20 protein-coding genes are annotated in these 18,997 nt (G+C 69.0%); 13 read left to right on the forward strand and 7 right to left on the reverse strand.

Going from position 1 to position 18,997, the window contains the following annotated elements; all coding sequences use genetic code 11:
• Positions 1 to 4 precede the first annotated feature (4 nt).
• Positions 5 to 640, forward strand: coding sequence for a phosphoserine phosphatase SerB (gene serB / locus Q9S78_RS12830; RefSeq protein WP_020097490.1), 636 nt, complete (start codon positions 5 to 7; stop codon positions 638 to 640).
• A 40-nt stretch (positions 641 to 680) separates the two neighbouring features.
• A complete protein-coding gene (locus Q9S78_RS12835) occupies positions 681 to 1,364 on the forward strand; it encodes an alpha/beta fold hydrolase (RefSeq protein WP_018186534.1) in 684 nt (227 codons plus the stop codon).
• 6 nt (positions 1,365 to 1,370) lie between these two features.
• Here the strand turns inward: Q9S78_RS12835 and fabG are convergent, their stop codons facing one another.
• Positions 1,371 to 2,081, reverse strand: coding sequence for a 3-oxoacyl-ACP reductase FabG (fabG, locus tag Q9S78_RS12840; RefSeq protein WP_018186533.1), 711 nt, complete (start codon positions 2,079 to 2,081; stop codon positions 1,371 to 1,373).
• A gap of 91 nt (positions 2,082 to 2,172) precedes the next feature.
• Between fabG and Q9S78_RS12845 the strand changes: the two genes are divergently transcribed.
• Genes Q9S78_RS12845 through Q9S78_RS12860 form a run of 4 tightly spaced genes read left to right on the forward strand, consistent with a single transcriptional unit; the run spans position 2,173 to position 4,104 of the window.
• The gene (locus Q9S78_RS12845) at positions 2,173 to 2,700 is read left to right on the forward strand and encodes a DUF4190 domain-containing protein (RefSeq protein ID WP_311870560.1); all 528 of its coding nucleotides are present in this window, start codon (positions 2,173 to 2,175) and stop codon (positions 2,698 to 2,700) included.
• Complete coding sequence (locus tag Q9S78_RS12850; protein WP_311870561.1) at positions 2,583 to 3,074, forward strand: DUF3099 domain-containing protein; 492 nt, start codon at positions 2,583 to 2,585, stop codon at positions 3,072 to 3,074. The genes Q9S78_RS12845 and Q9S78_RS12850 overlap by 118 nt, the downstream gene beginning before the upstream one ends.
• Complete coding sequence (locus Q9S78_RS12855) at positions 3,071 to 3,274, forward strand: hypothetical protein (RefSeq protein ID WP_116229236.1); 204 nt, start codon at positions 3,071 to 3,073, stop codon at positions 3,272 to 3,274. Before Q9S78_RS12850 ends, Q9S78_RS12855 begins: the two co-directional genes overlap by 4 nt.
• On the forward strand, positions 3,271 to 4,104 hold the full coding sequence (locus Q9S78_RS12860) for an SURF1 family cytochrome oxidase biogenesis protein (RefSeq protein WP_311870562.1): 834 nt from the start codon (positions 3,271 to 3,273) through the stop codon (positions 4,102 to 4,104). The genes Q9S78_RS12855 and Q9S78_RS12860 overlap by 4 nt, the downstream gene beginning before the upstream one ends.
• Before the next feature lie 25 nt (positions 4,105 to 4,129).
• On the opposite strand, the gene Q9S78_RS12865 is transcribed toward Q9S78_RS12860, so the two are convergent.
• Positions 4,130 to 5,728, reverse strand: coding sequence for an ABC-F family ATP-binding cassette domain-containing protein (locus Q9S78_RS12865; RefSeq protein ID WP_026302832.1), 1,599 nt, complete (start codon positions 5,726 to 5,728; stop codon positions 4,130 to 4,132).
• A gap of 189 nt (positions 5,729 to 5,917) precedes the next feature.
• On the opposite strand from Q9S78_RS12865, the gene Q9S78_RS12870 reads away from it, so the two are divergent.
• The 7 genes from Q9S78_RS12870 (at position 5,918) to Q9S78_RS12900 (ending at position 14,744) form a co-directional block, all read left to right on the forward strand.
• Positions 5,918 to 7,225: an alpha/beta hydrolase gene (locus Q9S78_RS12870; RefSeq protein WP_311870564.1), complete on the forward strand. Its 1,308-nt coding sequence runs from the start codon at positions 5,918 to 5,920 to the stop codon at positions 7,223 to 7,225.
• Positions 7,222 to 9,780: an MprF family protein gene (locus tag Q9S78_RS12875; RefSeq protein WP_311870566.1), complete on the forward strand. Its 2,559-nt coding sequence runs from the start codon at positions 7,222 to 7,224 to the stop codon at positions 9,778 to 9,780. Before Q9S78_RS12870 ends, Q9S78_RS12875 begins: the two co-directional genes overlap by 4 nt.
• 72 nt (positions 9,781 to 9,852) lie before the next feature.
• Complete coding sequence (locus tag Q9S78_RS12880) at positions 9,853 to 10,890, forward strand: iron-siderophore ABC transporter substrate-binding protein (RefSeq protein ID WP_311870568.1); 1,038 nt, start codon at positions 9,853 to 9,855, stop codon at positions 10,888 to 10,890.
• 19 nt (positions 10,891 to 10,909) lie between these two features.
• Positions 10,910 to 11,956, forward strand: a complete 1,047-nt coding sequence (locus Q9S78_RS12885; RefSeq protein ID WP_311870570.1) for a FecCD family ABC transporter permease — start codon at positions 10,910 to 10,912, stop codon at positions 11,954 to 11,956.
• Positions 11,953 to 13,002: a FecCD family ABC transporter permease gene (locus Q9S78_RS12890; protein WP_311870572.1), complete on the forward strand. Its 1,050-nt coding sequence runs from the start codon at positions 11,953 to 11,955 to the stop codon at positions 13,000 to 13,002. Before Q9S78_RS12885 ends, Q9S78_RS12890 begins: the two co-directional genes overlap by 4 nt.
• Positions 12,999 to 13,823, forward strand: coding sequence for an ABC transporter ATP-binding protein (locus Q9S78_RS12895; protein WP_311870574.1), 825 nt, complete (start codon positions 12,999 to 13,001; stop codon positions 13,821 to 13,823). The genes Q9S78_RS12890 and Q9S78_RS12895 overlap by 4 nt, the downstream gene beginning before the upstream one ends.
• 15 nt (positions 13,824 to 13,838) lie before the next feature.
• On the forward strand, positions 13,839 to 14,744 hold the full coding sequence (locus Q9S78_RS12900) for a siderophore-interacting protein (protein ID WP_116229241.1): 906 nt from the start codon (positions 13,839 to 13,841) through the stop codon (positions 14,742 to 14,744).
• Between the two features lie 61 nt (positions 14,745 to 14,805).
• Here the strand turns inward: Q9S78_RS12900 and Q9S78_RS12905 are convergent, their stop codons facing one another.
• The 5 genes from Q9S78_RS12905 to sufB are packed head-to-tail and all read right to left on the reverse strand — an operon-like array spanning position 14,806 to position 18,870.
• Complete coding sequence (locus tag Q9S78_RS12905) at positions 14,806 to 15,135, reverse strand: metal-sulfur cluster assembly factor (protein ID WP_018186520.1); 330 nt, start codon at positions 15,133 to 15,135, stop codon at positions 14,806 to 14,808.
• 9 nt (positions 15,136 to 15,144) lie between these two features.
• Positions 15,145 to 15,915, reverse strand: a complete 771-nt coding sequence (gene sufC, locus Q9S78_RS12910; RefSeq protein WP_116229242.1) for a Fe-S cluster assembly ATPase SufC — start codon at positions 15,913 to 15,915, stop codon at positions 15,145 to 15,147.
• A gap of 14 nt (positions 15,916 to 15,929) precedes the next feature.
• On the reverse strand, positions 15,930 to 16,259 hold the full coding sequence (locus Q9S78_RS12915) for a non-heme iron oxygenase ferredoxin subunit (protein ID WP_020097502.1): 330 nt from the start codon (positions 16,257 to 16,259) through the stop codon (positions 15,930 to 15,932).
• Entirely contained in the window at positions 16,256 to 17,452 is a 1,197-nt protein-coding gene (gene sufD, locus Q9S78_RS12920) for a Fe-S cluster assembly protein SufD (protein ID WP_311856359.1), read from the reverse strand. Before sufD ends, Q9S78_RS12915 begins: the two co-directional genes overlap by 4 nt.
• Positions 17,452 to 18,870: a Fe-S cluster assembly protein SufB gene (gene sufB, locus Q9S78_RS12925; RefSeq protein ID WP_036308589.1), complete on the reverse strand. Its 1,419-nt coding sequence runs from the start codon at positions 18,868 to 18,870 to the stop codon at positions 17,452 to 17,454. The genes sufD and sufB overlap by 1 nt, the downstream gene beginning before the upstream one ends.
• Positions 18,871 to 18,997: the final 127 nt, after the last annotated feature.

Here is an 18,997-nt window from a genome sequence, read left to right on the forward strand (position 1 = left end):
TCGGGTGCCTGACGCCCGGTTCCTCGTCGTGTTCGACGCCGACTCCACGATCATCCGCAACGAGGTCATCGAGCTCATCGCCGATGAAGCCGGCCGCGGCGCCGAGGTCGCCGCGGCGACCGAAGCGGCGATGCGGGGCGAGGTCGACTTCGCGACGAGCCTGCGCTCGCGCGTGGGCGAACTCGCGGGCGTCCCGATCGCGTCGTTCCAGCGAGTGCTCTCCCGTATCGAGCCCACCCCGGGCGTCCGCGAGCTGATCGCGGCGATCCATGAGCGCGGCGGCGTCGCCGCGGTCGTCTCGGGCGGTTTCCACGAGATCCTCGACACGGTCGCTCCTGACCTCGGCGTCGACGTGTGGCGGGCGAACCGCCTCGCGGTGGGCGACGGCATCCTCACCGGCTCCGTCGACGGCGACATCGTCGACGCCGCGGCGAAGGCCTCGGCGCTGCGCGAATGGGCGGGCGCCTACGGTGTGCACCCGTCCGCGACGATCGCGGTGGGTGACGGGGCGAACGACCTCATGATGATGGATGCCGCCGGCCTCGGCATCGCCTTCAACGCGAAACCCGCCGTACGCCTGCGCGCCGACCTCGTCGCCGGGCGGGTCGATCTGGCGGAACTCATCCCCCTGCTCCCCTGACCCCGTGCGGGATGTCGGGGGCGCGGCTTACCCTGCCGACATGGACATCATCCTGATCCCCGGCCTCTGGCTGACAGCCTCCTCCTGGGACGACGTCGTCCCCGCCCTCCGCGACGCGGGGCACACGCCGCATCCGCTGACCCTCCCGGGCGTGGGCGCCCCCGAGTCCGACATCGGCCTCGCCGACTGGGTCGACGCGGTCGTCGCCGAGGTCGACAGCATCGACGGACCCTTGGTCCTCGTGGGCCACAGCGGAGGCGGCAACGTCGCGTGGGCCGCCGCCGAGCAGCGCGCCGACCGCATCCGGCGGGTCGTCCTGGTCGACACGACGCCTCCCCCACCCGGAGCCGAGATCTCGGAGTTCCCCGTCGTGGACGGGGTGATCCCCTTTCCGGGGTGGGACTTCTTCGACGCCGAGGACACCGCGGACCTCGACGAGCAGACACGCGCCCGCACGGCGCCGATGGCGGCATCCGTCCCCCGACGCGTGCCGACCGACCCCGTCGTGATGGAGGGCACCGAGCGTCACCGGGTCCCGGTGACGATGCTCATGGGATCCATGGACGATGAGACGTTCCGTCGGGTCGTCACGGCGTGGGGCGACTTCGCCGCGGAGTTCGCCGCGATCGAGGACGCCGAGATCGTCCGGCTCGGCACCGGACACTGGCCGCAGTTCTCGGCGCCGGCCGAACTGTCGCGGCGGATCGTCGACGCGGTGCGCTGACGCGGGTCAGTGCCCCATGCCGAGACCACCGTCGACGGGGATGACGGCGCCGGAGATGTACGCCGCGTCGTCCGACGCCAGCCACACGACGGCCGCAGCGACCTCGTCGGCGGCACCGAATCGGCCCGCCGGGATGCTCTTCTTGTAGTCGGCCTGCGTCTCGTCGGGGAGCGCCGCCGTCATGTCCGTCTCGATGAACCCGGGGGCGACGACGTTCGCGGTGATGCCCCGCGAACCCAGCTCGCGGGTGAGCGAACGGGCGAAGCCGACGAGGGCGCTCTTCGAAGACGAGTAGTTGATCTGCCCGGCGGAGCCGTAGAGGCCGACGACCGAGGAGATGAGGATGACGCGACCCCACTTGGCCCGCAGCATGCCCTTCGCGGCACGCTTGACGACGCGGAAGGCGCCGCCCAGGTTGGTCGAGACGACCGAGTCGAAGTCGTCCTCGGTCATGCGGAGCAGCAGGGTATCCTTCGTGATGCCGGCATTCGCGACGACCACCTCGACGGGCCCCAGCTTCTGCTCGACCTCGGTGTAGGCGGCATCCAGCGAGGCGGCGTCGGTGACGTCCGCACGGACCGTCAGTGTGCCTTCGGGCCCCTCTCCGGAGCGCGCGGTGACCGCGACGGCGAACCCCTCCGCGACGAACCGCTCGGCGATCGCGCGGCCGATGCCGCGGTTGCCTCCAGTGACCAGGACGACGCGCTCGCGGGTCATGCTTCTCCTTGCTCCAGACCGGGTGAACCGCACCAGCCTAGCGGCGCGGGCGAGCGGTAGGCTGGGGGCAACTCGCCTGAAGGAGACGGCCGTGACCGACGCCACGAACACCTCGCCGCAGCACCCGGACGTGCCGCCGACCCCGCCCGCACCGGACGCCTCCTCGCCCGCGGCGCCGCCGTACGCACCGCCCGCATATCCGCAGGCGCCCCCCTACGGCCACCCGCAGCCCACGGCCGCCCCGGCCTACGGTCAGCCGCAGTACCAGGGTCAGCAGTACCAGGGACAGCCTTATGGCCAGCCCGCGTACGGGCAGCCGGGTCACGGCTACGCGGTCGCGCCGGCCCGTCCGACGAACGTGCTGGCGATCATCTCGCTCGTGGCATCGATCGTCGGCCTGACGATCATCCCGTTCCTCGCCTCGATCCCCGGCATCATCACCGGCCACATGGCACTCAAGCAGCTCAAGACGTCCGGCGAGAACGGGCGCGGCATGGCGCTGTGGGGCACCATCCTGGGCTGGATCGGCGCCGGCTTCTGGCTGCTGCTGCTCGTGATCTGGCTGGTCGTCGTGATCGGGCTCGCTGCGACGGCATCCAGCGTCGGCCAGTATTCCTGAGGAGCCCTCCCACGTCCCGCCGCACCAAGCACGACCACACGCCCTCTGCGACATCGCTCGCCACGGCGCCCGAGGTCGATGCCCGCTCTCGCACCCGTCGCTACGTCATCATGATGACGGTCCGCGTGGCGTGCTTCATCCTGATGGTCACCGTCACGCCCTACGGCTGGCAGACCTGGATCTTCGCCGCCGGCGCCGCTGTCCTTCCGTACCTGGCTGTCGTCGTGGCGAACGTCGGGACGGGCGAGGAGGTCATCGTCGCCGAACGCCCCTCTCGCGAGATCGAAGCGACGCCCACCCGGCCCGCTCCCCCGGAAGAACCGACGGACGGCGTGATCCGCATCCAGGAGAGCCCGCCTCGGGAGGACCGATGACGTCCGCGCAGTGCTCGCGCGCGGGATGCCGGGCGGACGCCGAGTGGCAGGTCATCTGGCGCAATCCCCGCATCCACTCCCCTGATCGCCGCAAGATCTGGGTCGCCTGTCCCGACCACGTGGAGTTCCTGCGCGACTACCTCGCGTCACGGAGCTTCCCCGTCGAAGTGGCCTCACTGACCCCCTCCTCGACGTCGTGAACCGCGAGACCGCGCTCCGCTGGAGCGGATACCTGGCGATGGCGATCGTGTTCGCCGTCGCCTGCGCCTTCCTGTCCAACTGGCAGTTCTCCCGGAACGCCGAGCGCGACGCCGAGCTCAGGCTCGTGGCGCAGAACTATTCGCGCGAACCGGTCCCCGTGGGAGAACTGATCCCCGACGGGGGTTCGCTCGCCGCGGAAGACGAGTGGCGACCCGTCGAGATGACCGGCCAATACCTCACCGATCAGACCCTCCTCGCCCGCAACCGCCCGCACGGCGGGACGAGCGCCTTCGAGGTCCTGGTGCCGTTCCGCACCGATTCGGGACGCGTCGTCGTGGTCGACCGCGGCTGGGTGCCGCCCGGCGACGACCAGCCTGAGCCCGACAGCATCCCGGCGCCGCCGACGGGTGAGGTGACGGTCGTCGGCCGCCTGCAACCGGGCGAACGTCCCGCTCGCGAGGGACGTTCCGCTCCCGAGGGACAAGTCCCCACGATCGATCTGCAGCTGATCGGTACCGAGACCGGACAGTCCTCCGCCCTCCTCGACTCGGCCTACGTGCTCATGACGACCGAGTCGCCCGCCCCCGCGGACCGCCCGAACCCGCTCGAGGACCCGTCGGCCGATCCGGGACCGTACCTGTCCTATGCGATCCAGTGGATCCTGTTCGCCGTGATGGGGTTCGCCTTCATCGGGTACATCATCCGCACCGAGATCCGTCACCGACGCGAGGACGAGGAGGCCGGACCGGATGCCCCGCCGCGCCGACCGACACAGCGACGTCGCGACCGCGACATGGAAGCCGAGGACGAACTCCTCGACGCCCGCTGACCCGCGTCGGGCCCGTCGGTAGGCGTCAGGCCAGGGTGATGAGGTCGATGTAGTCGCGGCCCCAGATGTCCTCGACCCCGTCGGGCAGGATGAGCACGCGCTCGGGGTTCAGCGCCTCGACGGCGCCCTCGTCGTGCGAGACGAGCACGACCGCACCCTCGTAGTGCGCGAGCGCCCCGAGGATCTCCTCACGGGATGCCGGATCGAGGTTGTTCGTGGGCTCGTCGAGCAGCAGCATGTTGGCCGACGAGACGACGAGCGTCGCCAGCGACAGTCGCGTCTTCTCGCCGCCGGAGAGGACGCCCGCGGGCTTGAGGACGTCGTCGCCGGTGAACAGGAACGATCCGAGTACCTTGCGAGCCTCGGTCGCGGTGATGTCCGGCGCGGCCGACATCATGTTCTCGAGGACCGACCGCCCGACGTCGAGGTTCTCGTGCTCCTGCGCGTAGTACCCGATCTTCAGGCCGTGGCCGGGTTCGATGATGCCGGTGTCCGCCTTGTCGACGCCCGCGAGGATTCTCAGGAGGGTCGTCTTGCCGGCACCGTTCAGCCCCAGCACGACGACGCGGGACCCGCGGTCGATCGCGAGGTCGACCCCGGCGAAGATCTCCAGCGAGCCGTAAGACTTCGACAGGTTCTTGGCCATGAGCGGCGTCTTGCCGCACGGTGCGGGCTTGGGGAACCGCAGCTTGGCGACGCGGTCGTCCTGACGGACGTCGTCGAGGCCGGCCAGAAGCTTCTCGGCGCGGGCGACCATCTGGTGGGCGGCCGCGGCCTTGCTCGCCTTGGCGCCGAACCGGGCGGCCTGCTGCTGGAGAGCAGTGGCCTTCTTCTCGGCGTTGGCGCGCTCTTTGCGACGCCGTTCCTCATCAGCGGCGCGCTGACGGAGGTAGTTCTTCCAGTTCATGTTGTAGACGTCGATGACCTGGCGCATCGCGTCGAGGTAGAACACGCGGTTGACCGTCTCGCCCACGAGTTCGATGTCGTGGCTGATCACGATCAGCCCGCCCTTGTACCCCTTGAGGAACTCGCGGAGCCACACGACACTGTCGGCATCGAGGTGGTTCGTCGGCTCGTCGAGGATCATCGTCTGCGCGTCGGAGAACAGGATGCGGGCGAGTTCGATGCGGCGCCGCTGACCGCCGGACAGCGTCTTGAGGGGCTGGTCGAGGATGCGGTCCGGGAGCGAGAGGTTGTGCGCGATCGACGCCGCCTCGGCCTCCGCCGCGTATCCGCCGAGGGCTTCGAACCGCTCGGTGAGCGAACCGTACTTCCGCATGGCGCGGTCGGCGACAGCGGCATCCGTCGACGCCATGCCTTCGGCGGCCTCGCGCATACCGATCACGAGGGAACCCAGCCCTCGGGCGTCGAGGATGCGGGTGCGGGCGAGCATCTCGGGGTCCCCGGTGCGCGGATCCTGCGGCAGGTAGCCGAGTTCACCGGTGCGGTCCACTCTGCCGTCGGCCGGCATGAGGTCACCCGCGAGCACCTTGGTCAGCGTCGTCTTCCCTGCACCGTTGCGACCGACGAGACCGATCTTGTCGCCGGGCGACACGCGGAACGACACGTCCGACATGAGCGTGCGTGCACCGACGCGGATCTCGAGATCGTGCACGGCGAGCACAGCGGACATCCGTTCTTCGGGGGAAAGCGGCCGAGTGGCCAAACCCCCAGTATACGACCGCCACCCTCCCCCGACGCTCGTCCTCTCGGGACTCCGTTCCTATGGCGCTGCTATGAACTCCCCGCGATGTGCCCGGTCCGTGACGGGTTGGGCGGACGTCGGAACCAGACTGGGCGGGTAAGGAGCTCCATGAACGTTCTGCTGGACGTCGACATCACCGACGGTCCCGTCGTGGTCCTCGTCTACCTCCTGGCGGCTGCCTCCTTCGTCACGTTGGTGGCACGAAGGCCCTCGGCCCGCTGGCGGCGGCAGCCCTGGCTCGCGACGGCAACCATCTCGACGCTTCTCGGCGGAATGATCGGGTGGGGTCTCACGTGGCTGCTGTCCGATCGCCTCGATCTCTTCGACGCAGACCTGACGCCGGTCGTCCGCGGGTGGGTCATCGCGTGCTCCGGCGCCCTCGGCGTCGCCATCGCCTCGCTCTGGCACCCGACCTGGCCGCGGGCGATCGCGAGCGCCGCCGCCGCGGCGCTGTTCGTGGGGACGGCCGCGATGGGTGTGAACATCGACTTCGGCCAGTATCCGACGATCGGCAGCGCCCTCGGTATCACCTCGATCGACGAGGGGTTGCCTCCCCTGGCCACCGCCGGCGAGGACGCACCGTCGATCGCGTCCTGGCAGGAGCCGGAAGGGATGCCGGAGCGCGGCCGGCTCGCCTCCGTCGAGATCCCCGCCACGGTGTCCGGGTTCGTCGCCCGCCCGGCGGTGGTCTACCTGCCCCCCGCGGCACTGGTGCGGCATCCCCCGCGCCTGCCTGTCCTCATCGTGATGTCGGGTCAGCCCGGCTCCCCCTCCGACCCTCTCCTCACCGATCATCTCCGCGACCATCTCGATGCCTACGCGGCTGCCCATCGCGGGCTGGCGCCGATCGTCGTGTCGCCGGACCAGCTCGGCTCGCCGGGCACCAATCCCCTGTGCATCGACTCCGCGCGCGCCGGCAACTCGGCGACCTATCTGACGGTGGACGTGCCCCGGTGGATCCGCGCGCACCTGCCGGTCACGCTCGCCGCCGGCTCGTGGGGCGTGGGCGGTCTCTCGCAGGGCGGGACGTGCGCGAGCCAGCTCGGCGCGGAGCACCCCGAGCTCTTCGACGCGATCCTCGACGCCTCCGGCCAGCTGCATCCGTCCCTCGGACCCGACGAGAAGACCATCGCGGAGGGCTTCGGCGGAGACGCCGGCGCGTTCGCGGCCGCCGCCCCATCGGCCATCATGGCTGCGCACGCTCCCTACGCCGACACGATCGCCGTCTTCGGCGTCGGCGCACAGGACAACCGCTTCCGCCCGGGCATCCGGACCCTGGTCTCGGACGCGCGGGCCGCGGGCATGGAGACCCACTACATCGAGGTGCCGGACACGGCGCACGACTCCCATGCCTGGAGCGCGATCCTCTCGCGCGGTCTGGTCCTGATCGCCGACCACTGGGGACTCGACCGATGACGGCGGCAGAGCCCGCGGCATCCGAGTTCACCGACCGGTGCCGCACCGCGGGTCGCAGCGCAGCACGCCTGGCCCGATCCGTCCCCGTCACCTGGGCGATCGCCGCGGTCGTCACCCTCGCCAGCGTCTACCGCTTCACACGGCCGGCCGGCGACTTCCGCCGCACGCTCGATGCGATCGCGTCGACCGGGTTCGACACCGTCCTTCTCAACCACGACTGGCTCTCGGTGTTCACCGCCGTCTTCTTCGTCCCGAAGCCCGGCGGCCTGTTCCTCACCCTTCTCGCGGTGATCGTCGGGATCGGGTGGAGCGAACGCCGGATGGGCCATGTCCGCACTCTCGCGGTGTTCGCCGCGGTCACGGTGCTCGGGATAGCCCTTGGCCTGTCCGCGCAGGCGCTCGGGCTCGCATCCAACCTGTACGGCGCGCAGGCGACCCGCGGGCATCACGTGTTCGACCCGACGATCGCGGTGGCCGGCACCATGATGGCGGCGAGCGCCTTCGCCCGTCCTCTCCTGCGCCGACGGGTGCGGATCATCGGGTTCGCCGTCCTGTCGGTGCTCGTCCTGTACGCGGGCGCGCCGGCCGACCAGTACCGGCTGGGCGCCGGCGTCGCCGGCGTCCTCGCCGTTCTCCTGCTGACTCACCGTCGCCCCGAGATCAAACGGCCTCGCGCGACCCGCCGCGAGGCGCGCACGCTCCTCTCGGCGGTCGTCGCCGTGACGGCGCTCGGTCCGCTGGTATCGATCCTCGCGCCGCACAGCATCGGCGTCCTGAACCCGCTGGGCTCGCTGTTCCGCGACCCGCTCCGCGATCCCACGTTCGTGGCGGCGCGCTGCGAGACGGGCGATGTCACCCGTCAGTGCCTGGATGCCGTCGCACTGACCCGCCTGGACGGACCGGGTGCTGTGCTCGTCACCCTGCTTCCGTTGGTCGCCCTGCTGCTCGCCGCGCGCGGCATCCATCGCGGCCGCCGCGTCGGGCTGTACCTCGCGATCGGCCTCAACATCCTGATGGCCGTCATCGCGGCGGTCTACTACGGATTCCTCCCTCTCGTCGCGTCCGGCCAGTACACGCGGTTCCAGTCGACGGCCGCCGAGCAGTTCGGCGCCTTCGATCTGGTCGCCACCCTGGTTCCGGCGGGCATCGCGATCATGCTGATGGTCGCTCGGCCGCTCTTCCCCACGAGGGACGCCGGACGCGTGGCCGTGAAGTTCGTCGGGCTGGCATTGCTCGCGTTCGTCGGAACCGCTACCGCCTACCTCGTCGTCGCGTGGATCGTCCGCGATCAGTTCTCCCCGACTGCGTCGGTGAGCGCCCTCATCCTCGATCTTCCGGAGCACTTCATCCCGGTCGGTTTCCTGGCCTTCGAGCCGGTGGACATGATCGCGACCGGTCCTGTGGCGATCGCCGCGTCGCAGTGGGTCGGTCCGCTCTTCTGGATCGTCCTCATCGTCATCGCGCACCGCGGGATGCAGAGCGGGTCCCCGCTCGACACGGCTCGAGGTCCTGCTCTCGCCCGCATCTCGACGCTGCTGCGAGCGGGGTCGCCGAGCACACTGTCGTGGATGACGACGTGGGAGGGGAACGAGTACTGGTTCGCACCCGGCGGCGGCGCAGTCGCGTACCGCGTGATCAACGACGTGGCCATCACCACCGGCGACCCGATCGCTCCGACGGGCGAGGGCGCCGCCGTCGCGGAAGCCTTCGCACGGCACTGCGCCCACCACGGGTGGACGGTCGCCTTCTATTCGGTCACGGACGAGCTCCGCGCAGGGCTGAGCGAGCGGGGGTACAACTCGATCGCCGTCGCGGAGGAGACGGTCATCCATCCCGCGGGCTGGTCGTTGCAGGGCGGAAAGATGAAGGACATCCGTACTGCCATCAATCGTGCGGAGAAAGAGGGACTGTCTGCGTCGTGGGTGCGCTTCGGCGATCTGGCACCGCGGCAGGCCGCGCAGGTCCGGGATATCTCAGAGATGTGGGTCGCTGAACGGGACCTCCCCGAGATGGGGTTCACGCTCGGCGGCATCGACGAACTGCTGGACGACGCCGTCATGCTCATGGTCGCCGTCGACGCTGAGGGACGCGTCCACGCCGTGACGAGCTGGCTGCCCAGCTTCAGCGACGGGCGGGTGCGCGGGTGGACGCTCGATTTCATGCGCCGCGCACCGGACAGCATGAACGGCGTCATGGAGTTCCTCATCGCGCGGACGATCCTCCTGGCCGGCGACGACGGACTCGACTTCGTCAGCCTGTCGGGAGCTCCCCTCGCGGTGGATGTGGATCCGGACGGCCAGTCGACCTCCTTGCGCGCCATCCTGGCGGTTCTCAGCCGATCGCTGGAACCTGTCTACGGTTTCCGATCGCTCCTCCGGTTCAAGACGAAGTTCCGGCCGGAGTTCCGCCGACTGCACCTGGTGTACGCGGACTCGCTCGCACTCCCCGCCATCGGACTGGCACTGGCCCGCGCGTACCTGCCCACCCTCACGGCCCGGCAAGCGGTGCGAGCGTTCGGTCGGCGGACGACGCCGAGGGTCGCCTCTGACAGGTGACCTCTGGTTTCCGGAGCCGTCCGGCTCGGGGTAAGGTTAGGCGACCCTAATCATTCCCCTCAGGAGACCTCCGTGCCTCGCTTCCGCACTGCCCTCGCCCTCGCCGCAGCATCCGTCCTCGTTCTGACCGGCTGCGCGACCAACGCCGCGCCGGCCGCGGGTGGTGGCTCATCGTCTGCAGCTGCCGGCGACGCATTCCCCGTCACCATCGAGAACGCGTTCGGCAAGACCACCATCGCGAAGAAGCCCGAGCGCGTCGCCACGGTGGCGTGGGGCAACCAGGAAGCAGCCCTCGCTCTGGGCGTCGTTCCGGTGGGAATGCCCAAGGTGACGTGGGGCGATGACGACGGCGACGGTGTGCTGCCCTGGGTGGAGGACAAGCTCACGGAGCTCGGTGCCAAGACGCCCATTCTGTTCGACGAGGCGCAGGGCATCGATTTCGAGGGAGTCGCGGACTCGCGACCCGACGTCATCCTCGCCGCGTACTCGGGGCTGACCCAGGCGGACTACGACAAGCTCAGCAAGATCGCGCCCGTCGTCGCCTACCCGGAGGTCGCGTGGGGCACCACGTGGCAGGACATGACGATCACCAACGGCACCGCGCTGGGGCTGAAGACGCAGGCGGAAGACCTCGTGTCGACGCTGACGAAGACCCTCGACGACGAGGTGGCGAAGTACCCGGAGATCGCCGGCAAGAAGGCGATGTTCAGCTCCTTCGACCCGAGCAACCTCAGCCAGATCGGCTTCTACACGCTCGAAGACCCCCGCGCGAAGTTCCTGAAGGATCTCGGCACCGTGCCCCCGAAGACCGTCGAGGAGCAGTCGAAGACCTCGAAGGAGTTCTGGATCGTCAACAGCACGGAGGACATCGAGCGGTTCAGTGACCTGCAGGTGCTCGTGACGTACGGGGACGACTCGACGCTGGCCGCCATGCAGGCGGACCCGCTGCTGTCCCGCATCCCCGCCGTGAAGAACGGGGCCGTCGTCGTCCTGCCGTCGGTGAACGACCCGCTCGCGGCAGCAGCCAACCCGACCCCGCTCTCGATCACCGACCCCCACACCGCGGAGTTCGTCAAGATGCTCGGTGAGGCGGCGAAGAAGGCTTCCTGAGCCCTTCGGATCCATCGACGTGTCCACTACTCTCGCTCCCGCCGCCACCGCGGTCCCGTCCCTGCGACGGCGACCGCGGCGTCGGCGTGTGATCTGGCTGGTCGCACTCATCGCCTTCGTGGCTGTGGCTGCAGTCCTGTCCGTGACGCTGGGGGCGAGATCCGTGGGCATCAACGACATCTGGGCAGGGTTGTCCGGGGAAGTCGACACGGCATCCGCCGCCGCCGTCGCGAAGCGCGTGCCGCGGACGATCCTCGCCCTACTGATCGGGGCGGCGCTCGCCGTGGCAGGGACCGTCATGCAGGGTGTGACGCGAAACCCCCTCGCGGACCCGCAGATCCTCGGAATCAACGGCGGCGCCTCTCTCGCCGTGGTCGTCGGGCTCGCCTTCTTCGGTATCACGGATGCCTTCGGTTACATCTGGCTCGCCATGCTCGGCGCTGCCGTCGCCGCCGTGTTCGTCTACACGGTGGGATCTCTCGGCCGGGGCGGCGCCAGCCCGCTGAAGCTCGCGCTGGCGGGCGCCGCGACCGCGGTCGCCTTCACCTCGCTGATCAGCGCGATCCTGCTCCCCCGCATCGACGTCATGAGCGTCTTCCGTTTCTGGCAGATCGGCGGCGTCGGCGGAGCATCCCCCGACAAGATCCTCCTCGTCCTCCCGTTCCTCATCGTCGGCGCAGCGATCTGCTTCGCTTCCGCCGGGGGCCTCAACTCCCTGGCACTCGGCGACGACCTCGCCGCGGGCCTCGGCGAGCGGGTGCAGACAGCGCGACTCCTGGCCGCGCTCGGAGCCGTCATCCTCTGCGGTGCGGCGACCGCCGTCGCCGGCCCCATCGGGTTCGTCGGCCTCATCGTCCCGCACGTCTGCCGGCTTATCGTCGGTCCCGACCACCGGTGGCTCCTGCCCATCTCGGCGCTCGTCGGTGGCGGCCTCCTCACCATCGCGGATGTCGTCGGTCGTGTGATCGCCCCGCCGCAGGAAGTCGAGGTCGGTGTGGTCACCGCGCTCATCGGCGCCCCGTTCTTCATCGCCATCGTGCGTCGACAGAAGATGCGTGCACTGTGACCGCGGCATCCGTTCAGCAGTCGACGCTCGACCTCGTCACGCGAGGCCGAGCACGCAGAGCGCGTCGACGTGTGCTCGTCACGAGCATTCTCGTGATCGCCGTCGCGGCCACCTACCTGGTGTCGCTGATGGTGGGTCAGAGCTTCTACTCCCCCGCCGAGGTCTGGGGCGTCATCACCGGGCAGCTCGTTCCCGGCGCCTCGTTCACGGTCGGCGAGCTCCGACTGCCCCGTTCGACGGTCGGTCTGCTCGCGGGGGCGTGCTTCGGCATCGGCGGTGCGGTGTTCCAGACCATGCTCCGCAACCCGCTCGCCAGCCCCGACATCATCGGAATCAACGCGGGGGCCAGCGCCGCGGCCGTCGTCGGAATCGTGTTCCTCTCCCTCGACCAGACCCCGGTCGCGATCCTCGCCACGGTGGGTGCTCTGGTCACCGCCCTGTCCATCTACCTCCTGGCGTACAAGGACGGCGGGGCGGGCGCCAGGTTCATCCTCATCGGGATCGGCGTCGCCGCGATCTTCAACAGCGTCGTGGCGTACGTCCTATCGCGGGCCGCGGAGTGGGACCTCCAGGCCGCGATGCGCTGGATCACGGGCAACCTCAACGGCGCATCCTGGAACGAGGCCGTCCCTCTCGCCGTCGCCGTGGTGATCGGAGTCCCCGTCATCCTCTGGCTCTCGCGCGACCTCGAGCTGATGCGACTCGGCGACGACACCGCCGCAGCGCTCGGAGTCCCCGTCGAGCGTCGGCGCGTCATGCTCATCATCGCCGCCGTGACCCTGCTGGCGTTCGCGACCGCGGCGGCAGGACCCATCTCGTTCGTCGCCTTCCTGGCGGGCCCCATCGCGGCACGGATGCTGGGACCCGTCGGATCCCCCGTCCTCGTCGCCGGCTTGTTCGGCGCCCTCCTGGTGCTCGTCGCGGACTTCGTCGGACAGTATCTCCTCGGTCTCCGACTGCCCGTCGGCGTGGTCACGGGCGTGCTCGGCGCGCCGTACCTCATCTTCCTTCTCATCCGCAGCAGCCGCTCGGGAGGCACCCTATGACCGCCCACCGCACCCTCACCGCGGCGGGGATCTCGCTCGCCTACGGTGACCGGACGATCGTCGACACGCTGGATCTCACCGTTCCCGCAGGCAAAGTCACAGCGATCGTCGGCGCGAACGCCTGCGGCAAGTCGACCCTGCTCAAGGCGATGGCGCGCCTCCTCCCCCCCAGAGCAGGTCAGGTCCTCCTCGACGGCAAGGACATCCACCGGATGCCGACCAAGCAGGTCGCCCGCGATCTCGGATTGCTGCCGCAGTCGCCGATCGCTCCCGAGGGGATCGCCGTCTCCGACCTCGTCAGTCGCGGACGTACTCCCCACCACGGGCCGCTCGCACGCTGGACGCCGGCAGACGACAACGCCGTGGCAGAAGCCCTCGAAGCGACCGACATCGTCGCGATCGCGGACCGTCCCGTCGATGAGCTCTCCGGCGGCCAGCGCCAGCGCGTCTGGATCGCGATGGCCCTCGCCCAGCAGACGGATGTCCTCCTGCTCGACGAGCCGACGACGTTCCTCGACGTGAGCCATCAGATCGACGTGCTCGACCTGCTGACCGACCTCAACCGGTCGCGCGGAACCACCATCGTCATGGTGCTCCACGATCTCAACCTGGCCGCACGCTACGCCGACCACCTGGTCGCGATGTCCGCCGGACGGATCTTCGCTTCCGGCGCTCCTGAGCAGGTCCTGACTGCGGAGACGGTCCACGAGGTCTTCGGTCTCGACAGCCGCGTCATCCCCGACCCGCTCACCGGTCGACCGCTGGTTCTCCCCATCGGTCGACACCACGTCCCCGCGCGCCTCGACGGCGCCGTCAGCTGATACCCGGAGTGACCGATGTCCCTCAACACCATGGCCTTCTTCCGTGCACCGGTGGCGTCCGTCGCAGACGTGACCCCCAGTTTCCGCCGCTTCACCTTCAAGGACACCGCGCTCTCCGCCTACGGTGACCCGGGGTTCGACCAGCGGGTGAAGATCCTCTTCCCCACTCCGACCGCGCCGATCGACTCGATGCCCACCGGTGAGGACTGGTACGACCAGTGGCGCGCACTGCCCGACGACGCCCGTCCCGTGATGCGGACGTACACGACTCGCGCCGTGCGGAACGAGGCCAACGAGGTCGACATCGACATGGTGGCGCACGACGTCATGGGCCCCGCTTCGGCGTGGATCGCCGAGGCGAAGGCAGGCGACGAGGTGCTGATCCTCGCGCCGACGACCTCCCACACGGGCGTCAATTACGGCATCGACTTCGTCCCGCCCGCCAAGACGGAGAACATCCTCCTCGCGGGAGACGAGACCGCGGCGCCCGCGATCGCCCGCATTCTGGAGCAGCTCCCCGCCGACGCTCGCGGCGTCGTCGTCCTTGAGGTGCCGCATGCCGATGACATCGCGTATCTGCCCACTCATCCGGGATTCGAGCTCATCACCGCGGCCCGGGCGGGCGAGAACCGCCGACACGATCACCTCATCGCCGCCGTCAGCGAGGTCGCCCACCGTCTCGCACCCCGCGGTATCGGAGCCGAGGTCGAGGAGATCGACGTCGACCACGACATCCTGTGGGAGGTCCCCCGCACGGCGAAGGGTGGAGCCGCCCTGAAGAGCGCGCCGCTGTACGCGTGGCTGGCCGGCGAGGCCTCAGCCATCAAGGCACTGCGTCGTCACCTGGTGAGCGAGGTCGGCGTCGACCGCCGTGCCGTCGCCTTCATGGGCTACTGGCGACTCGGCCGGTCGGAGAACTGAAGAAGCGGTGCGACACAGTCGCACCGCTTCTTCCATCGGCCGGGTGGCCGCGGTCTTCGGGTCAGATCGAGAATCCGAGCGCGCGCATCATGTCGCGACCGTCATCGGTGATCTTCTCCGGTCCCCACGGCGGCATCCAGACCCAGTTGATACGGAATCGGTCCACGACGCCGTCGAGTGCCTGGCCGGTCTGTTCCTCGAGGACGTCCGTCAGGGGGCAGCCGGCCGACGTCAGGGTCATGTGGATGACGAGGGCGTCGTTCTCGTCGTCCCATCCCAGGTCGTAGATCAAGCCGAGGTCGACGATGTTGACCCCCAACTCGGGGTCCATGACGTCCTTGAGCGCCTCGGTGACCTCGTCGTACTTCTCGGGTGCGAGCGTCTCGGTCATGCGACGATCCTAGGCCTGCTCGCCGCCGACCGGGGCGAGGAAACGGTCGTAACCCTCGTCCTCCAGCCGCGCTGCGAGCTCCGGGCCGCCTTCCTCAGCGACGCGACCGTTCACGAGGACGTGGACGAAGTCGGGCTGGATGTAGCGGAGGATGCGGGTGTAGTGGGTGATGAGCAGGACGCCCATGTCGCTCTCCTCCTTGGCGCGGTTGACGCCCTCGGAGACGATCTTGAGCGCGTCGACGTCGAGGCCGGAGTCCGTCTCGTCGAGGATGGCGAGCTTGGGCTTCAGGAGCTCGAGCTGCAGGATCTCGTGGCGCTTCTTCTCGCCGCCGGAGAAGCCCTCATTGACGTTGCGGGCGGCGAACTTCGGGTCCATGCGCAGGTTCTGCATGGCGCCCTTCACGTCCTTCGTCCACGAGCGGATCGACGGCGCTTCGCCGTCGATGGCGGTCTTGGCGGTACGCAGGAAGTTCGTGACCGTCACACCGGGGATCTCGACCGGGTACTGCATCGCCAGGAAGAGACCGGCGCGCGCACGCTCGTCGACCGACATCGCGAGGACGTCCTCGCCGTCGAGGGTGATGGTGCCACCCGTGACGGTGTACTTGGGGTGGCCGGCGATCGTGTACGCGAGCGTCGACTTGCCGGAGCCGTTCGGGCCCATGATGGCGTGGGTCTCGCCCGTGCGGACGGTGAGGGTGACGCCGTTGAGGATCGGGGTCTCGCCGGCTTCCGTCTCGACGGTCACATGGAGGTCGCGGATCTCGAGGACAGACATGTCAGCTTCTTTCTTCAGTTCACGGCTTTGGTCACGGCGGGATCGATGAGGATGTCGTCCCCGTCGATCGTGACCTCGTAGACGGGCACCGGCTCGTAGGCCGGGAGATTCAGGGGGCGGCCGGTGCGGAGCGAGAACGCGGACCCGTGCGCCCAGCATTCGAGCGTTTCGCCCTCGACGAAGCCGTCCGCCAGCGAGATGTCACCGTGCGTGCAGGTGTCGCCGATCGCGTGGACCTCGCCCTGACCGTCGAGCACCACGGAGATGGCGACACCGCCGACCTCGACGCGCACGGCGGTGTCCTGCTCGAGCTCGCTCAGCTGGAGCACCTTCTCGGCGGTCATCGCGTGACCTCCCCGACGAGCTCCGCCTCGATGGCGGCGATGAACTCGTCCTCGAGGGACGGGATGCCGATCTTCTGGACGATCTCGGCGAGGAAGCCGAGGACGACCAGACGTCGTGCCTGCTCCTCGTCGATCCCGCGGGCCTGCAGGTAGAAGAGTTGCTCGTCGTCGAACCGGCCCGTCGCGCTCGCGTGCCCGGCACCGACGATGTCACCGGTCTCGATCTCGAGGTTCGGGATGGAGTCTGCGCGCGCTCCGTCGGTGAGGACGAGGTTACGATTCGCTTCGTAGGAGTCGGTGCCGACGGCATCCGGTCCGATGAGGACGTCGCCGATCCAGACGGTCCGCGCCGAGGCACCCTGCAGCGCACTCTTGTACAGGACGTCGCCGTTCGTGTGGTCGCCCTTGTGGTGGAGGTAGACCTGGCTCTCGAGATGCTGCCCCGCGTCGGCGAACGAGAGACCGTACAGGCGTCCCTGCGCGCCGGAACCGGCGAGCTCGACCGACGGGTTCACGCGCACGAGGCCGCCGCCCAGGCTGACGACGATGTGGGTGAGGGTCGCGTCGCGGTCCACGCGGGCCTGGTGCGCGGCGAGGTGCACGGCGTCGTCATCCCATCGCTGGACCGACACGACCGTGAGGGCGGCGCCGTCGCGGACGATGATCTCGACGTTCTGCGCCTGAGCGGCGGTTCCCTCGTGGCGCAGCACGACGGTACCGCGCGAATTCGCCTGCGCCTCGATGACGACGTGCGCATGAGCGACGCCCCCGCGACCGGTGAGGGTCACGACGACGGGCTCGTCGATCTCGGTGTTCGCGGGGATCCGAATGAGCGGCGCCTCGGGCTCCTGAGCCCAGGCGATCGCGCTGACGACATCCTCGGGGCGGAAGACCTCGCCACGAGGCGCCTCGTCCTTCTGCAGACGGCGGTGCTCGACGGCATCCGGTCCGGTCACCTCGACGCCGATGACGTCGTGCGGAGCGGGCTCGTCGGCCAGCAGCGCGGCGACGCGGTCGAGCGGCGTGTGCTTCCAGTTGACCTCGCGGCCGGTCGGCGGGCCGAAGTCGGCCGGGTCGAACGACCACGGACGCTCCGAGCGGGTCTGCACGGGAACGTTCCGGTCGGTCACTTTCGCCGCAGGGTCGATGTGGCCCTTCGCATCGGATGCGGGGGCCTGAGTCGCTGTCGTCATCAGCCGACGGATCCTTCCATGCCCATCTCGATGAGCTTGTTCAGCTCGAGGGCGTACTCCATGGGCAGTTCGCGGGCGATCGGCTCGATGAAGCCGCGCACGATCATCGCCATCGCCTCGTCCTCGGGCATGCCGCGGCTCATGAGATAGAACAGCTGCTCCTCGCTGACCTTCGAGACGGTCGCCTCGTGGCCGAGCTGGACGTCGTCGACACGGATGTCGATCGCCGGGTACGTGTCGGAGCGCGAGATCGTGTCGACCAGCAGCGCGTCGCAGCGGACCGTGTTGGCGGAGTGGTGCGCGTTGGCGTCCACCCGCACCTCACCGCGGTAGCCGGCGCGGCCGCCGCCGCGCGCGATCGACTTCGAGACGATCGACGACTGGGTGTACGGCGCCATGTGGATCATCTTCGCGCCGGCGTCCTGGTGCTGGCCGGGACCGGCGAAAGCGACGGACAGGGTCTCGCCCTTGGCGTGCTCGCCCATGAGATAGATCGACGGGTACTTCATCGTCACCTTGGAGCCGATGTTGCCGTCGACCCATTCCATGGTCGCGCCCTCATGGGCGACGGCGCGCTTGGTGACGAGGTTGTAGACGTTGTTCGACCAGTTCTGGATCGTCGTGTACCGAACGCGGGCGTTCTTCTTCACGATGATCTCGACGACGGCCGAGTGCAGCGAGTCGCTCTTGTAGATCGGAGCGGTGCAACCCTCGATGTAGTGGACGTAGCTGTCCTCGTCGGCGATGATCAGCGTCCGCTCGAACTGGCCCATGTTCTCGGTGTTGATGCGGAAGTAGGCCTGGAGCGGGATCTCGACGTGCACGCCCTTGGGGACGTAGACGAACGAGCCACCCGACCACACAGCGGTGTTCAGCGCGGCGAACTTGTTGTCGCCCGCGGGGATGACCGTGCCGAAGTACTCCTCGAAGAACTCGGGGTGCTCGCGCAGTGCCGTGTCGGTGTCCATGAAGATGACACCCTGCTGCTCCAGGTCCTCGCGGATCTGGTGGTAGACGACCTCGGACTCGTACTGAGCGGCGACGCCGGCGACGAGGCGCTGACGCTCCGCCTCGGGGATGCCGAGCTTCTCGTACGTGTTGCGGATCTCCTCGGGGAGGTCCTCCCACGTCTGCGCCTGCTTCTCGGTCGAGCGCACGAAGTACTTGATGTTGTCGAAGTCGATGCCCGAGAGGTCGGCGCCCCACGTCGGCATGGGCTTGCGCCCGAAGAGCTGGTACCCCTTGAGGCGGGTCTTCAGCATCCATTCGGGTTCGCTCTTGAGAGCCGAGATCCCGCGGACCACGTCCTCGTTGATACCTCGCTGGGCGATGGCACCGGCGGCATCCGCGTCGTGCCAGCCGAACTCGTACACCCCCAGGCCTTCGAGTTCGGGACGGTCGATGAGCACATCCGACATGAATTTCCTCCTCACGGGCGGCAACGGTGTCATCCGTTCCGGCATTCCCTCCCGTGAGAGGAGTGCACGAGGGGGATGCCGCTGCTGGCCGCTCTGACGACGCGATACCGCGCCTAGAATCGTTGTG

The organism is Microbacterium aquilitoris (genome assembly GCF_031932285.1).
In the GTDB taxonomy this organism is placed as follows: domain Bacteria; phylum Actinomycetota; class Actinomycetes; order Actinomycetales; family Microbacteriaceae; genus Microbacterium; species Microbacterium aquilitoris.

Bases quoted from the DNA above. Each gene is read 5' to 3' on its own strand.
- Q9S78_RS12835 (WP_018186534.1), top strand. From the start codon at position 681: ATGGACATCATCCTGATCCCCGGCCTCTGGCTGACAGCCTCCTCCTGG.
- fabG (WP_018186533.1), bottom strand. From the start codon at position 2,081: ATGACCCGCGAGCGCGTCGTCCTGGTCACTGGAGGCAACCGCGGCATC.
- Q9S78_RS12855 (WP_116229236.1), top strand. From the start codon at position 3,071: ATGACGTCCGCGCAGTGCTCGCGCGCGGGATGCCGGGCGGACGCCGAG.
- Q9S78_RS12870 (WP_311870564.1), top strand. From the start codon at position 5,918: ATGAACGTTCTGCTGGACGTCGACATCACCGACGGTCCCGTCGTGGTC.
- Q9S78_RS12875 (WP_311870566.1), top strand. From the start codon at position 7,222: ATGACGGCGGCAGAGCCCGCGGCATCCGAGTTCACCGACCGGTGCCGC.
- Q9S78_RS12895 (WP_311870574.1), top strand. From the start codon at position 12,999: ATGACCGCCCACCGCACCCTCACCGCGGCGGGGATCTCGCTCGCCTAC.
- Q9S78_RS12900 (WP_116229241.1), top strand. From the start codon at position 13,839: ATGTCCCTCAACACCATGGCCTTCTTCCGTGCACCGGTGGCGTCCGTC.
- Q9S78_RS12905 (WP_018186520.1), bottom strand. From the start codon at position 15,135: ATGACCGAGACGCTCGCACCCGAGAAGTACGACGAGGTCACCGAGGCG.
- sufC (WP_116229242.1), bottom strand. From the start codon at position 15,915: ATGTCTGTCCTCGAGATCCGCGACCTCCATGTGACCGTCGAGACGGAA.
- Q9S78_RS12915 (WP_020097502.1), bottom strand. From the start codon at position 16,259: ATGACCGCCGAGAAGGTGCTCCAGCTGAGCGAGCTCGAGCAGGACACC.
- sufD (WP_311856359.1), bottom strand. From the start codon at position 17,452: ATGACGACAGCGACTCAGGCCCCCGCATCCGATGCGAAGGGCCACATC.
- sufB (WP_036308589.1), bottom strand. From the start codon at position 18,870: ATGTCGGATGTGCTCATCGACCGTCCCGAACTCGAAGGCCTGGGGGTG.